Genomic DNA, 12,967 nt, shown 5'->3' with positions numbered 1-12,967 from the left:
TTCGCAGGATGCGCCCATGACTGATTTCCTATCGCTCTATCAAAACCTCGGCTGGACCTTGTCAGCGCTGGTGCTGCTGACGTTTCTGCTGGCGGGGACGGTGAAGGGCGTGATTGGCATGGGCCTGCCGACGGTCGCGATGGGGCTGCTGGGCGTGATGATGCTGCCGACCCAGGCGGCGGCGTTGCTGCTGATCCCCTCGACGCTGACCAACTTTTGGCAGCTGGCAACCGGCGGACATCTTCGCGGACTGTGCACGCGGTTGTGGCCGCTGCTGTTGATGATCGTCATCGGCACGCTGCTCGGCTCCTACGCGCTGGGCCTTGGCAACGGGCACGCCATGGCGAGGGCACTGGGCGGCGCGCTGTTTGTGTACGCGCTGTGTGGCCTGTTTTTGCCGACGCTCAGGGTGCCGCCCACTGCAGAGCGCTGGCTTGGACCGTTGTGCGGATTCATCACCGGGCTGGTCACCTCGGCCACCGGCGTCTTCGTCATTCCGGCGGTGCCCTACATTCAGGGCCTGGGGCTGGATCGTAATGAACTGGTGCAGGCGCTGGGGCTGTCGTTCACCGTCTCGACCCTGGCACTGGGTGTCGGTCTGTTCTGGAACGGCGCAGTGGGCAGCGCCGAAATGGGCGCCTCGTTGCTGGCGCTGATTCCTGCGTTGCTCGGGATGATGTTCGGTCAGTGGCTGCGTCAACGGATCAGCGCGCTGGTGTTCAAGCGGATGTTCTTTATCGGCATGGCCCTGCTGGGCGCGCATCTGATGATCGCGGGCTGATTACGCGGCGTTCGGCTCGGATTCACGCTGCCGTTCTATCAACATAAATTCATCAATAGCCGCCTGACTCGTGATTCAGGCGCAAATGTATTTTGCCCGTCTGTGGCTTATTCCCGTCTCGTCCGCCAGATATTCTGCCGTCCATTCCAATTGAAGACCCTCAATCCAGTACCGCTGAGCCGCGGGCTGCATTGACGACGGACGAGGCTTGATATGAAAAAAGTACTGTTTCTCAACGGCGGCAAACAATTTGCGCACTCCGATGGCCGCTACAACACCACGCTGCATGAAGCCGGCCTGACGCTGCTGGATCGTGCCGGTTTTGAAGTACGACAGACCTTCATCGACGGCGGCTACGACGTGGCCGAAGAAGTGCAGAAGTTTCTCTGGGCTGACGTGATTATCTGGCAGATGCCGGGCTGGTGGATGGGGGCGCCGTGGACGGTGAAAAAGTACATCGACGAAGTGTTCACCGAAGGTCACGGCAGCCTGTACGCCAACGACGGTCGCACCCGTTCCGATGCCTCCCAGCGTTATGGCAGCGGCGGCTTGCTGCACGGCAAGCAATACATGATTTCGGCCACCTGGAATGCGCCGCAGCAAGCGTTCGACGACCCGGCCGACTTCTTCGAAGCCAAGGGCGTGGATGCCGTGTACTTCCCCTTCCACAAGGCCAACCAATTCTTGGGCATGACCGGCCTGCCGACCTTCCTGGCGGTGGACGTGATGAAGATGCCGAATGTGGAAGCAGACGTGAAGCGGTACGAGGCGCATCTGGCCTCGGTGTTCGGGATCTGAGGGGGAGGAGCGAGCTACAAGCTTCAAGCGGCAAGCTTAAAGCTCAATGCCTGCCGCTTGCCGCTCTTGCCAGCAAGCACGCTAATATCCAGTCTCTTGTGAGCGGGAGACAACAGTGAAAGCCAGGTCAGATGAGTTGCAGGTTTTTGTCACGGTGATCGAAAGCGGCTCGATTTCAGCTGCGGCCGAGCAGGTCGGGCAGACGCCTTCGGCAATCAGCCGCACGCTGTCGCGACTCGAAGGCAAGCTGGGCACGACGTTGATCAACCGCACCACGCGGCGCATGGACCTGACCGAGGAGGGCAAGTATTTCCTCGAGCGGGCCAGGCAGATTCTGGATCAGATGGAAGAGCTGGAAGAACGCATGTCGGTGCGACAGCAGACGCCCTCCGGCCGTTTGCGGATCAACGCGGCGTCGCCTTTCATGCTGCATTCCATCGTCCCGTACGTTGCCGAGTTTCGTGCGCTGTACCCGGACATCCAGCTGGAGCTGAACAGCAACGATCTGATCATCGATCTGCTGGAACAGAGCACCGATGTGGCGATCCGTATTGGCGTGCTGGCCGATTCCACCCTGCACGCCCGGCCTCTTGGCAGCAGCCCGCTGAACATCCTGGCCAGCCCTGAATACCTCGAAAAGCACGGCACGCCGAAGACCGTTGCAGCGCTGAGCGAGCATTCCCTGCTCGGCTTCACCCAGACCGAAACCCTCAACCACTGGCCGTTGCGCCACGCGGACGGGGATCGGCTGTTCATTCAGCCGACGGTTTCGGCCTCCAGCGGCGAGACGTTGCGCCAGTTGGCGTTGGCGGGTGAGGGCATCGTGTGCCTGTCGCACTTCATGACCCACGAAGACATCCGCCAGGGCCGCCTAAACGTCATCCTGCCCCAGGCCAACAGCGGCTATCGACAGCCGATCCACGCCGTTTACTACCGCAACTCGCAGCTGGCGTTGCGGATTCAGTGCTTTCTGGATTTCATTCAGGAGAAACTGGCGGTGTACGCCGCCTGACGCGTCACGCCTCGCCCACCCCGCTGAATTCCGCCCGTAACATCTGCACAAACGCCTCCCGCGCCGGGTGATGCTCGGCGCTCTCGTGCCAGTAAAACAGGTTGTCGATGGAGGTCAGTTCAGGGAATTCATAACCGACCCAGCCCGAGCCTTTCCGGTACTGCTCGTAAACCCCTTTGGGCACCAGCGCCACCCCGGCCCCGGCGCTGACGCAACCGACGATGGTGCCGTAATTGGCGATGCTGACGATGGGCTGAGTCTGGCCGTCGCTCTGCAACCAGCGCTCCAGCGCCGCGCGATAAGGGCAGCCTTCGGGCCACATGAAAATCGATTTGCCCTGCAGATCCGCCGCGCTCCGAATCGGCCCCAACGACTCGGCGGCAATCAGCACCAGATCCTCCCGGTACATCGACGTGCGCTTGAGCCGTGGGCGTTTGACATCGATGGCGACAATGGCGCCATCGAGCTTCTGGTTGAGCGTCGCTTCCAGCAGCTGCGTGCCGGTGCCAGTGGTCAGCTCCAGCGACACCTGCGGATAACGCGCATGAAAGCGCGCCAGCAGTCGCGGCAGCCGCGCCGTGGCCGAAGATTCGATGGCGCCGATGCGCAACGGCCCGGATGGCGCGGCGTCCGGGTGCACCGCGCGTTTGGCTTCGTCGGCCAGGCTCAGCATCTTGCCGGCGTAGGTGAGGAAGATTTCTCCCGCCGCGCTGATGCGCAAACCGCGGCCCTGACGGTAGAACAGCTCGGTGCCCAGCTCTGCTTCAAGCGCCTTGATCCGTGCGGTGATGTTCGATGGCACGCAATGCAACACCTCCGCAGCGCGGGCAATGCTGCCGGTGTCGACGACAGTCTTGAACATGCGGATCTGGGCCAGTTCCATTCATCACCAAAAGTGAGGGGTTGAGTCATTATTGTTCGGTTGTGGTGAGCATAGGTTGTTTCGATACTCGCAGCCATGGGCAAGCGCCGGGCTTGTCGGCAGGAGTATCGAGATGAGCGTGGTAGCTGAGCCAGTTCCTGATTCCGATGTTACGGCTAACGCTGCGGTGCCCTGGCAGGGGATGAAAGTCGCTCTGGCCACTTTCTTTGTGGTCGCCTGCTGGGGCTTCTCGCCGACCGGCATTCGCATCGGTTTGCAGGCCTATGAGCCGGGGCATCTGGCGCTGCTGCGCTTTCTGATCGCGTCGGTGTTCATGCTGTTAATCGCCTCATCGCAACGCATCGCGTTACCGCGCCTGAAAGATCTGCCGTTGCTCGCGGTGCTGGGTTTCTTCGCCGTCAGCCTGCATCACATCGCCCTCAACTTCGGCCAGGCCGGCGTGACTGCCGGGGCGTCGAGCGTGCTGGTTCAGTCGACGCCTCTGTTCACCGCGCTGCTGGCGCATTTCGTGTTCAAGGAGCGGGTCAGCGCCTGGCGTTGGGGCTGTGTGGCGCTCGGGCTGGTGGGCGCCGCAATTGTCGTCACCGGTGATCGCGGCATCGGCCACATGGACGCCCGCGGGCTGCTGATCTTGGTGGCGGCGTTTTCCTGGAGCGTTTATTTCTCTCTGCAGAAGCGTCACAGCCACCGGTACGACGGCCTGACCATGGTCTGTTACACGGTCTGGGCCGGCACGGTGTTCCTGCTGGTTTACCTGCCGGGGCTGATCGGCGAAATCGTCAACGCGCCGCTTAGGGTCAATGTGGCCGTGGGTGTGTTGGGGCTGTTCCCCAGCGCGCTGGCGTATCTGGCCTGGGCGTACGTCTTGAAGCACATGGAGGTCAGCCGCGCCTCGATGAGTTTGTACCTGACGCCACCGATGGCCATCGCCATCGCGTCTGTGATGCTGGGCGAGTTGCCCTCACAGCGGGTGATCGTCGGGTCGATTGTGGTGCTGGCGAGCGTGTTGGCGCTCAATCTGCGTCGGGAGAGGGCGGTGGTGTTTCCCGTTCGGGATGAACCTGAACGTGCCCCGGTTTAGGCGCTTGGCCGTTTGCGTTTGCGCCAAGTTTCATCATTAATGTGCAGCCGGACCGTTAGTCTCTTCAGCCTCCAGACAGCCCATCAGTTCCAAGCTGTCGCATTTGCCATCAAGGAAGCCCCATGCGTGCAGTGACCCTGAAAACCCTTGCCCTGTCGGTGATCTTCGCCGCGAGTTCGCCGGTGTATGCCGTGGTACTGGAAGGCGGCGCCGTTGCGGCCCCGGACCAATACGGTGCTCAGGTCGCTGCGCAGATTCTGAAAAAGGGCGGCAACGCCGTCGATGCCGCTGTCGCCACGGCCTTCACCCTGGCGGTCACTTACCCCGAAGCGGGCAACATCGGCGGCGGTGGCTTCATGACCCTGTTCATGAACGGTCGGCCGTATTTTCTCGACTACCGCGAAGCCGCGCCGAAAGCCGCCACGCGCAACATGTACCTGGACGACAAGGGCGAGGTCATCCCGGGCATGAGTCTGGTGGGCGCACGTGCGTCGGGGGTGCCTGGCACGGTAATGGGGCTGTGGGAAGCGCATCAGAAATTCGGCAAGCTGCCGTGGGCCGAGCTGCTGACGCCGGCCATTGGTTATGCCAAAAACGGCTTCAAGGTCGCCGACAAGCAGTACATGTACGGCGCCGAAGCCATCAAACAGCTCAACGGCAAAACCAATTTTGCGGATTACTTCGGCGACATGAATACCGGGGAGACCTTCCGTCAGCCGGAGCTGGCCAAGACCCTGGAACGCATCGCCAACAAAGGCGCCAACGAGTTTTATCAGGGCCAGACGGCCGATCTGCTGGTGGCGCAGATGCAGCACGACAACGGCCTGATCACCAAGGAGGACCTGCAGGGTTACAAGGCGGTCTGGCGCAAGCCGCTGCACGTGAACTTCAACGGCAACACGCTTTATACCGCGCCGCTGCCCAGTTCCGGCGGCATAGCGCTGGCGCAATTGATCGGCATGAAGCAGCTGCTTGCCGATGACTTCAAGGACGTGCCGCTCAACTCGGCGCGCTACATCCACCTGCTCGCTGAAATTGAAAAACGTGTGTTCGCCGATCGCGCCAACTACCTGGGCGATCCGGACTTTTCCGTGGCGCCGGTGAATCAGCTGACCGACAACGCCTACCTGGCCAAGCGCGCCCATGAGGTCAACCCGACGGCGATTTCGCCCACGGAAAACGTAAAGGCCGGGCTTGAATCGCACCAGACCACGCACTTCTCCATCGTCGATGCCAAGGGCAACGCGGTCAGCAACACCTACACCCTGAACTGGGATTACGGCAGCGGCGTGGTGGTGAAGGGCGCAGGCTTTTTGCTGAACGACGAGATGGATGATTTCAGCTCCAAGCCCGGCGTGGCCAATGCGTTCGGCGTGGTCGGCGGAGATGCCAATGCCATTCAGCCCGGCAAGCGCATGTTGTCGTCGATGAGCCCGAGCCTGGTCACCCGCGATGGTGCGGTCACGCTGGTGCTGGGCACGCCGGGTGGCTCACGGATTTTCACCACGGTGTTTCAGGTGCTGAACAATATCTATGACTTCCACATGCCGCTGAAAGACGCGGTTGCCGCGCAGCGGGTTCATCACCAGTTGCTGCCGAAAGACACGATCTACACCGAGAAATTTGCACCGCTGGCGACCCCGGTTGCCGACGAGCTGACGGCCATGGGTTACACGTTGAAGGACCAGGGCTGGTCGATGGGCAATGTGCAGGCGATCAAGATCGACGGCACGAAGGTCGAAACCGCGTCCGATCCCCGTGGGCGGGGTGTGGGGATGGTGGTGAAGTGAGGGCGTGATCGCTGCGATCGTTCCCACGTTCCGCGTGGGAATGCCCGAATTGTCACAGAACCATTGTGGGAGCGAGCTTGCTCGCGAATGCGTCAGTTCAGGCTACTCAAACTGTCTGTCATGCCGCTTTCGCGAGCAAGCTCGCTCCCACAAGCGTGGGAACAATCACTCGGAGGAGTGAGCCTTAGTGATGCTCCCGCGTTGCGCGGAATTTCACGTCAGGCCAGCGCTCTTCCATCAAGGCCAGGTTGACCCGCGTCGGCGCGAGGTAGGTCAGGTGACCGCCGCCGTCCACGGCCAGGTTTTCCACGGCCTTGTTCTCGAATTCCTCGAGCTTCTTCTTGTCGCTGCAATCGATCCAGCGGGCTGACCACACGGTAATCGGCTCGTAGGCGCATTCGACTTTATATTCTTCCTTCAAACGGCTGGCGACCACATCGAACTGCAGCACACCGACGGCGCCGAGGATGATGTCGTTGCTGCGCTGCGGGAAAAACACCTGAGTGGCGCCTTCCTCGGCCAGTTGCTGCAAACCCTGACGCAGCTGCTTGGATTTCAGCGGATCTTTCAGGCGCACGCGGCGGAACAGCTCCGGGGCGAAGTGCGGAATGCCCGTGAAGCCCAGCGCCTCGCCTTCAGTGAACGTATCGCCGATCTGAATCGTGCCGTGGTTGTGCAGGCCGATGATGTCGCCGGCGTAGGCTTCTTCCAGCTGCTCACGCTCGCTGGAGAAGAACGTCAGCGCGTCACCGATGCGCACGTCCTTGCCGGTGCGCACATGGCGCATCTTCATGCCCTTGTCGTACTTGCCCGAGCAGATGCGCATGAACGCGATGCGGTCGCGGTGTTTCGGGTCCATGTTTGCCTGAATCTTGAACACGAAACCGGCGAACTTTTCCTCGACCGGCTCGACCGTGCGCTCGTTGGCAACCCGGGCCAGTGGCTTCGGTGCCCAATTCACGACGGCGTCCAGAACGTGGTCGACACCGAAGTTGCCCAGCGCCGTGCCGAAGAACACCGGGGTCAACTGGCCGTCGAGGAATTCCTGCTGGTTGAATTCATGACAAGCGCCTTGCACCAGTTCCAGCTGATCGACAAAGCGATCGTATTCGTCACCCAGGTGCGCGCGCGCCTCGTCCGAGTCGAGCTTCTCGATGATTTTCACCTCGGTGCGCTCGTGACCGTGACCGGCGGTGTAGACGATGATGTAGTCGTCGGCGAAGTGATAGACGCCTTTGAAATCGCGGTAGCAACCGATCGGCCAGGTGATCGGCGCAGCCTTGATCTTCAGGACCGCTTCGATCTCGTCGAGCAGCTCGATCGGGTCGCGAATGTCGCGGTCGAGCTTGTTGATGAAGCTCACGATCGGCGTGTCGCGCAGGCGGCAGACGTCCATCAGTGCGATGGTGCGGGGCTCAACCCCTTTACCGCCATCGAGCACCATCAGCGCCGAGTCGACGGCGGTCAACGTGCGGTAGGTGTCTTCGGAGAAGTCTTCGTGGCCCGGGGTGTCGAGCAGGTTGATCATGTGATCGCGATACGGGAACTGCATGACCGACGTGGTGATGGAGATGCCGCGCTGCTTTTCCATTTCCATCCAGTCGGAGGTGGCGTGACGGTCGGATTTACGCGACTTCACCGTACCGGCGACGGAAATGGCCTTGCCCATCAGCAAGAGCTTTTCAGTGATGGTGGTCTTACCCGCATCGGGGTGGGAAATGATGGCGAAAGTGCGGCGTTTCGCGACTTCGGCGGCCTGTCTGGTCATGGGAAATCGCCCGAGAGGTGATTCAAAAAAGGGCGGCGATTATAGCCCAAACTAAAGCAATAACCGAACCGTTCAGTCAATAAGGGGTGGCCAGATACCATCGCACGTGGGAACCTTTGCGGTTACGGAGACGTCCATTCCCTGGTATCGCAAGACGCCAAGGGTTGCAAAATCAGCAAGTTAGCTTGACGAAGCTGCGCTCATGGCTTGTGTTTTCGCCGAGGTATCAACCTTTCCGGCGACCCACCCGCTGCTCTTCGCGAACGTTCGCGTGCTGCCTTAAAGGGCCAGTTCCACGCCAGACGTTCGCCGACTGAAATAAGGAGTCCGCCCGTGGCAAATCGCTATGGCAAGGGGCTGTTGGGAGGTGTGATTGTCATTGCACTCCTGGCCCTGCTGGTCCAATGGATCGGCATCAGTACCATCAGGCAATATCAAGATGATCTGCTGTTTTATCTGCAAGCCCATGTCTGGCTTGTGTTGGCTTCGATGCTCGCGGCACTGGTGGTCGGCATCCCGACCGGCATTGTCCTTAGCCGACCGAACATGGTTGGCCGCGCCGAACGCTTCATGCAGATCTTCAACATCGGTAACACCGTTCCTCCTCTCGCCGTGCTGGCCATTGCTCTGGGTATTCTGGGCATCGGCAGCGGTCCGGCAATCTTCGCTTTGTTCCTCGCTTCGTTGTTGCCCATCGTGCGCAACACCTACGAAGGCCTGAAAAACGTTCAGGGGTCCCTCAAAGAAGCCGCTCGCGGCATCGGCATGACACCGCGTCAGGTGTTGTGGCGTGTCGAGCTGCCCAACGCCGTACCGATCATCATCGGCGGTGTGCGTGTGGCGCTGGCGATCAACGTCGGGACCGCGCCACTGGCCTTCCTCATCGGCGCGAACAGCCTGGGCAGCCTGATTTTCCCCGGCATCGCCCTGAACAATCAGCCGCAACTGGTGCTGGGCGCCGCGTGTACCGCGTTGCTGGCGCTGCTGCTCGATGGCGCCGTGACCCTGGCAAGCCGTCTCTGGCTGGAACGCGGCCTGGCTCGATAACTCGAGCCCCGCTGAGAAAGGAATTGCTATGAAGAAGTTATGCACATTAATCATGGGCCTCGGGCTGTTGCTGTCCGGTTTCGCCCAGGCTGCGGATGCACCGGCTGAAATGCCCGTGTTGCGCATCGGCGCGCGGGTGTTTACTGAGCAGACCATGCTGGCCGAACTGACGGCTCAATACCTGCGCGACAAGGGCTATGACGTCCAGATCACCGGCGGCCTGGGCAGTAACCTGGCGCGCAGTGCTCAGGAAAGCGGCCAGCTGGATCTGCTGTGGGAATACACCGGTGTGTCGCTGGTGGCCTACAACCATGTCGACGAGAAGCTCGACAGCGATCAGACCTATCAGCGCGTCAAGGAACTGGACGCGAAAAAGGGGCTGGTCTGGCTGTCGCCGTCCAAGTTCAACAACACCTATGCCTTGGCTCTGCCGGACAAAATTGCCCAGCAGTATCCGCAGGTCAACACCATGTCTGACCTGACCACAGTGCTCAAGGCCGAAGCCGACAAGGGTCACATCGTTGCGCTGGACACCGAGTTCGCCAACCGTTCCGACGGTCTGGTGGGCATGGTCAAGCATTACGGCATGAACCTGGGGCGTGAAAACACTCGTCAGATGGACGCCGGCCTGGTCTACACCGCGCTGCGCAACGGGCAGGTTTTTGCGGGCCTCGTCTACACCACCGATGGCCGCCTGAACGCGTTCAAACTCAAGGTGCTGGCGGACGATAAGCACTACTTCCCGGACTACACCGCCGCACCAGTCATCCGCAAAGAGTACCTCGACAAGCACCCGGAACTGGCCGATTTGCTCAAGCCACTTGCCGCGCTGCTGGATAACCAGACCATGCGTACGCTGAACGCGCGCATCGACGTCGACCACGAAAGTCCTACCGTCGTGGCGGCAGAATTCCTGCGCGAGCATCCGATCAATCCTTCCGCCGACAGCGTGCCGGTCCCGCCGGCGTCGGCGGCAAAACAGGAGGAGAAACCATGAGTTTCCTCAGCGCTTTCTCCCATCTGGACTGGAATCAGGTCATGCACCTGACCCTGCAGCACATCACCCTCGTCGGCATCGCGGTAACGCTGGCGATTGTCGTCGGCGTGCCGCTCGGCGTGTTAATGACGCGCTTCCCGACCCTCGCCGGGCCGTTGCAGGCCAGCGCCACCGTGCTGCTGACCATCCCGTCGATTGCCCTGTTCGGCTTGCTGCTGCCGTTCTATTCGAAGTTCGGTCAGGGCCTCGGCCCGATGCCGGCGATCACAGCGGTGTTTCTCTACTCGCTGCTGCCGATCATGCGCAACACCTACCTGGCGCTGACCGGCGTCGAGCCCGGCATTCGTGAAGCCGCCAAGGGCATCGGCATGACCTTCGGCCAGCGCCTGCGCATGGTCGAACTGCCGATCGCCGTGCCGGTGATCCTTGCCGGCGTCCGCACCGCCGTGGTCATGAACATCGGTGTCATGACCATCGCCGCCACCATTGGCGCGGGCGGTCTGGGCGTACTCATCCTCGCTTCCATCAGCCGCAGCGATATGTCGATGCTGATCGTCGGCGCCGTACTGGTCAGCATTCTGGCCATCTTCGCCGACCTGCTTCTGCAATGGCTGCAACGCTCGCTGACTCCAAAAGGACTCCTGAAATGATCGCCAAACAAATGATTGAGCTGCAGAACCTGACCAAGACTTTCCAGAGCAACGGCAAGGAAGTGAAGGCTGTCGACTCAGTGAGCCTGACCGTCAATGAAGGCGAGATCTGCGTGTTCCTGGGTCCGTCGGGTTGCGGCAAAAGTACAACACTGAAAATGATCAACCGGCTGATCATGCCGACCTCCGGCAAAGTGCTGATCAATGGCGAGGACACCACCGGTCTCGACGAAGTCACCCTGCGCCGCAACATCGGTTACGTGATTCAGCAGATCGGCCTGTTCCCCAACATGACCATCGAGGAAAACATCGTGGTCGTGCCCAAGCTTCTGGGTTGGGACAAGCAGAAGTGCCACGACCGTGCTCGCGAACTGATGAGCATGATCAAGCTGGAACCCAAGCAGTACCTGCATCGCTATCCGCGCGAGTTGTCGGGTGGTCAGCAACAGCGGATCGGTGTGATTCGTGCGCTGGCGGCCGACGCGCCGCTGCTGCTGATGGACGAGCCCTTCGGTGCGGTCGACCCGATCAACCGCGAGATGATCCAGAACGAGTTTTTCGAGATGCAACGCGCGCTGAACAAGACCGTGATCATGGTCAGCCACGACATCGACGAAGCCATCAAGCTGGGCGACAAGATCGCCATCTTCCGCGCCGGCAAGCTGCTGCAGATCGATCACCCGGACACCCTGCTGGCGCACCCGGCGGATGATTTCGTCAGCAACTTCGTCGGCCAGGACAGCACGCTCAAGCGCCTGCTGCTGGTCAAGGCCGAAGACGCGGCGGACAACGCGCCGTCCGTGAGCCCGGAAACGCCCGTCGCCGATGCCCTGGAAATCATGGACGAAAACGACCGCCGCTACGTGGTCGTCACCGATGCCGAAAACAAGGCAATGGGTTACGTCCGCCGCCGCGACCTGCACCGTCAGGCCGGCACGTGCGAGCAATACCTGCGCCCGTTCAACGCCACCGCCGCTTACGACGAACACCTGCGCATCCTGCTGTCGCGCATGTACGAGTTCAACCGCTCGTGGCTGCCGGTGCTGGATGCCGACAATGTGTTCCTGGGTGAAGTGACCCAGGAATCCATCGCGGCTTACCTGAGTTCCGGCCAGTCGCGCGGGATGAAGACCAGCATTGTTTCGCCTGCGGAATTGGTGGAGCAGGCTGCGCTGAGTTGAGGTGAAGGGCCCGGGTGCTTTGGTGCCCGGGCTACTGTTGACGGTGACGACGCTGAGTCGTTATCGCCGACAGTCAGGGTTGTAATTGGTCTGCGTGAATGACATGAGGATCAAGCCCACAGCGTTCCCAACAATCGTGATGACCATGAGCGAGTCAACGGACTGTTGAAAAACCGCTACCTGAACGATCAGCGTGTAAACGGCTGTTCCAGCAATACCCACCGTTACGACATGTCGGCCGATTGTTCTTATGGACAGCACCAGTGCTGATTGCATCAGGACCAGGAAGATCACGGTGAGGGCCGTCAACTGAGGCGCCTCAGACACGATGGTCACGAGGGCACCATCCAGCAATCCAATCGTTGCGCAGACCAGAAAAGCGAACAGTGATCTGCGCGCATATAGGTTGTGGAAGGGTTGGCCTAGATTGTTAAGTCGCTGGGTTAACAGTGTAATTAAATAAAGCGAAATGCCGCACGTTACTGAAAACGTCACACCTGTTTCCAGCTCGTAATCATCATGTATGCCACTGCCTTGCATGACTGAGCTGTAAGAAGTACACAGCACCCATCCTGTGCCCAGTGTAAGCAGAAAGCCAAATAGGCCCAATCTGCCTGACTTTCTTATATTCGTCAGAGCGATGATGATCGAGCTCACCGAGAAGGCGATGCCGGCAAACACGGCTGGGTTAAGGTTTAGCAAAGCTGTGTAGCCACTTGCCCAGCAGGTGAACGTAAACAGGGTGATCCAAAAATAGTTCTTGATCAGTTGTCTTGAAGAGAATGTGGTGGTTGGCGGAGTGGGGGTAAACAGGAATAGGGGTAACGCTATGATGATTGATGCCAACGATGCAACGGCGGCAAGGACGATGGGTTCCAAGTCCACGTTCTGCTTGTAAGTGATGTAATTCATTGTCATGGCATTGCCAGTTAGAAAAATAATTAGTGCGGTCAGGCCTGGCGAGTAAAGTTTTTTCATA

12 protein-coding genes are annotated in these 12,967 nt (G+C 60.2%); 9 read left to right on the top strand and 3 right to left on the bottom strand.

The window, feature by feature from the left end:
- The first annotated feature begins 16 nt into the window (after window positions 1-16).
- The 3 genes from IFT47_RS04870 to IFT47_RS04860 all read left to right on the top strand — a co-directional run bounded on the left by IFT47_RS04870 (window position 17) and on the right by IFT47_RS04860 (window position 2,591).
- Window positions 17-781: a sulfite exporter TauE/SafE family protein gene (locus tag IFT47_RS04870; RefSeq protein WP_192170655.1), complete on the top strand. Its 765-nt coding sequence runs from the start codon at window positions 17-19 to the stop codon at window positions 779-781.
- Window positions 782-994: 213 nt separating this feature from the next.
- A complete protein-coding gene (locus tag IFT47_RS04865; protein ID WP_192170656.1) occupies window positions 995-1,579 on the top strand; it encodes an NAD(P)H-dependent oxidoreductase in 585 nt (194 codons plus the stop codon).
- Between the two features lie 115 nt (window positions 1,580-1,694).
- Entirely contained in the window at window positions 1,695-2,591 is an 897-nt protein-coding gene (locus tag IFT47_RS04860) for a LysR substrate-binding domain-containing protein (RefSeq protein WP_192170657.1), read from the top strand.
- Window positions 2,592-2,595: 4 nt separating this feature from the next.
- On the opposite strand, the gene IFT47_RS04855 is transcribed toward IFT47_RS04860, so the two are convergent.
- Window positions 2,596-3,474 (bottom strand): LysR family transcriptional regulator, encoded by an 879-nt coding sequence (locus IFT47_RS04855; protein ID WP_192170658.1) that lies wholly within the window; start codon window positions 3,472-3,474, stop codon window positions 2,596-2,598.
- 181 nt (window positions 3,475-3,655) lie between these two features.
- Here IFT47_RS04855 and IFT47_RS04850 point away from each other — a divergent pair, with 181 nt between their 5' ends.
- The gene (locus IFT47_RS04850) at window positions 3,656-4,555 is read left to right on the top strand and encodes a DMT family transporter (RefSeq protein ID WP_244655830.1); all 900 of its coding nucleotides are present in this window, start codon (window positions 3,656-3,658) and stop codon (window positions 4,553-4,555) included.
- A gap of 122 nt (window positions 4,556-4,677) precedes the next feature.
- Window positions 4,678-6,345 carry a gamma-glutamyltransferase gene (ggt, locus tag IFT47_RS04845; protein ID WP_192170660.1) on the top strand — a complete coding sequence of 556 codons (1,668 nt, stop codon included), beginning with the start codon at window positions 4,678-4,680 and terminating at the stop codon, window positions 6,343-6,345.
- A gap of 184 nt (window positions 6,346-6,529) precedes the next feature.
- On the opposite strand, the gene IFT47_RS04840 is transcribed toward ggt, so the two are convergent.
- Window positions 6,530-8,113 carry a peptide chain release factor 3 gene (locus tag IFT47_RS04840; protein ID WP_192170661.1) on the bottom strand — a complete coding sequence of 528 codons (1,584 nt, stop codon included), beginning with the start codon at window positions 8,111-8,113 and terminating at the stop codon, window positions 6,530-6,532.
- Window positions 8,114-8,446: 333 nt separating this feature from the next.
- Here IFT47_RS04840 and IFT47_RS04835 point away from each other — a divergent pair, with 333 nt between their 5' ends.
- Genes IFT47_RS04835 through IFT47_RS04820 form a run of 4 tightly spaced genes read left to right on the top strand, consistent with a single transcriptional unit; the run spans window position 8,447 to window position 11,988 of the window.
- Entirely contained in the window at window positions 8,447-9,160 is a 714-nt protein-coding gene (locus IFT47_RS04835; protein ID WP_074886589.1) for an ABC transporter permease, read from the top strand.
- 28 nt (window positions 9,161-9,188) lie between these two features.
- The gene (locus tag IFT47_RS04830; RefSeq protein ID WP_192170662.1) at window positions 9,189-10,157 is read left to right on the top strand and encodes a glycine betaine ABC transporter substrate-binding protein; all 969 of its coding nucleotides are present in this window, start codon (window positions 9,189-9,191) and stop codon (window positions 10,155-10,157) included.
- Window positions 10,154-10,807, top strand: a complete 654-nt coding sequence (locus IFT47_RS04825; protein ID WP_065990219.1) for an ABC transporter permease — start codon at window positions 10,154-10,156, stop codon at window positions 10,805-10,807. The genes IFT47_RS04830 and IFT47_RS04825 overlap by 4 nt, the downstream gene beginning before the upstream one ends.
- Window positions 10,808-10,818: 11 nt before the next feature.
- Window positions 10,819-11,988, top strand: a complete 1,170-nt coding sequence (locus tag IFT47_RS04820; RefSeq protein ID WP_192171041.1) for an osmoprotectant ABC transporter ATP-binding protein OsmV — start codon at window positions 10,819-10,821, stop codon at window positions 11,986-11,988.
- Between the two features lie 60 nt (window positions 11,989-12,048).
- On the opposite strand, the gene IFT47_RS04815 is transcribed toward IFT47_RS04820, so the two are convergent.
- Window positions 12,049-12,966, bottom strand: coding sequence for a hypothetical protein (locus IFT47_RS04815; RefSeq protein WP_192170663.1), 918 nt, complete (start codon window positions 12,964-12,966; stop codon window positions 12,049-12,051).
- Window position 12,967 lies beyond the last annotated feature (1 nt).

It is taken from the genome of Pseudomonas sp. CFBP 13711, from assembly GCF_014842265.1.
Classification (GTDB): Bacteria; Pseudomonadota; Gammaproteobacteria; order Pseudomonadales; family Pseudomonadaceae; genus Aquipseudomonas.
This window is presented reverse-complemented; position numbering and strand designations above follow the sequence as displayed.

Coding starts and splice junctions, on each gene's coding strand:
- IFT47_RS04865 (WP_192170656.1), top strand. CDS start 995: ATGAAAAAAGTACTGTTTCTCAACGGCGGCAAACAATTTGCGCACTCC.
- IFT47_RS04825 (WP_065990219.1), top strand. CDS start 10,154: ATGAGTTTCCTCAGCGCTTTCTCCCATCTGGACTGGAATCAGGTCATG.
- IFT47_RS04850 (WP_244655830.1), top strand. CDS start 3,656: ATGAAAGTCGCTCTGGCCACTTTCTTTGTGGTCGCCTGCTGGGGCTTC.
- IFT47_RS04820 (WP_192171041.1), top strand. CDS start 10,819: ATGATTGAGCTGCAGAACCTGACCAAGACTTTCCAGAGCAACGGCAAG.
- ggt (WP_192170660.1), top strand. CDS start 4,678: ATGCGTGCAGTGACCCTGAAAACCCTTGCCCTGTCGGTGATCTTCGCC.
- IFT47_RS04870 (WP_192170655.1), top strand. CDS start 17: ATGACTGATTTCCTATCGCTCTATCAAAACCTCGGCTGGACCTTGTCA.
- IFT47_RS04855 (WP_192170658.1), bottom strand. CDS start 3,474: ATGGAACTGGCCCAGATCCGCATGTTCAAGACTGTCGTCGACACCGGC.
- IFT47_RS04830 (WP_192170662.1), top strand. CDS start 9,189: ATGAAGAAGTTATGCACATTAATCATGGGCCTCGGGCTGTTGCTGTCC.
- IFT47_RS04840 (WP_192170661.1), bottom strand. CDS start 8,113: ATGACCAGACAGGCCGCCGAAGTCGCGAAACGCCGCACTTTCGCCATC.
- IFT47_RS04815 (WP_192170663.1), bottom strand. CDS start 12,966: ATGAAAAAACTTTACTCGCCAGGCCTGACCGCACTAATTATTTTTCTA.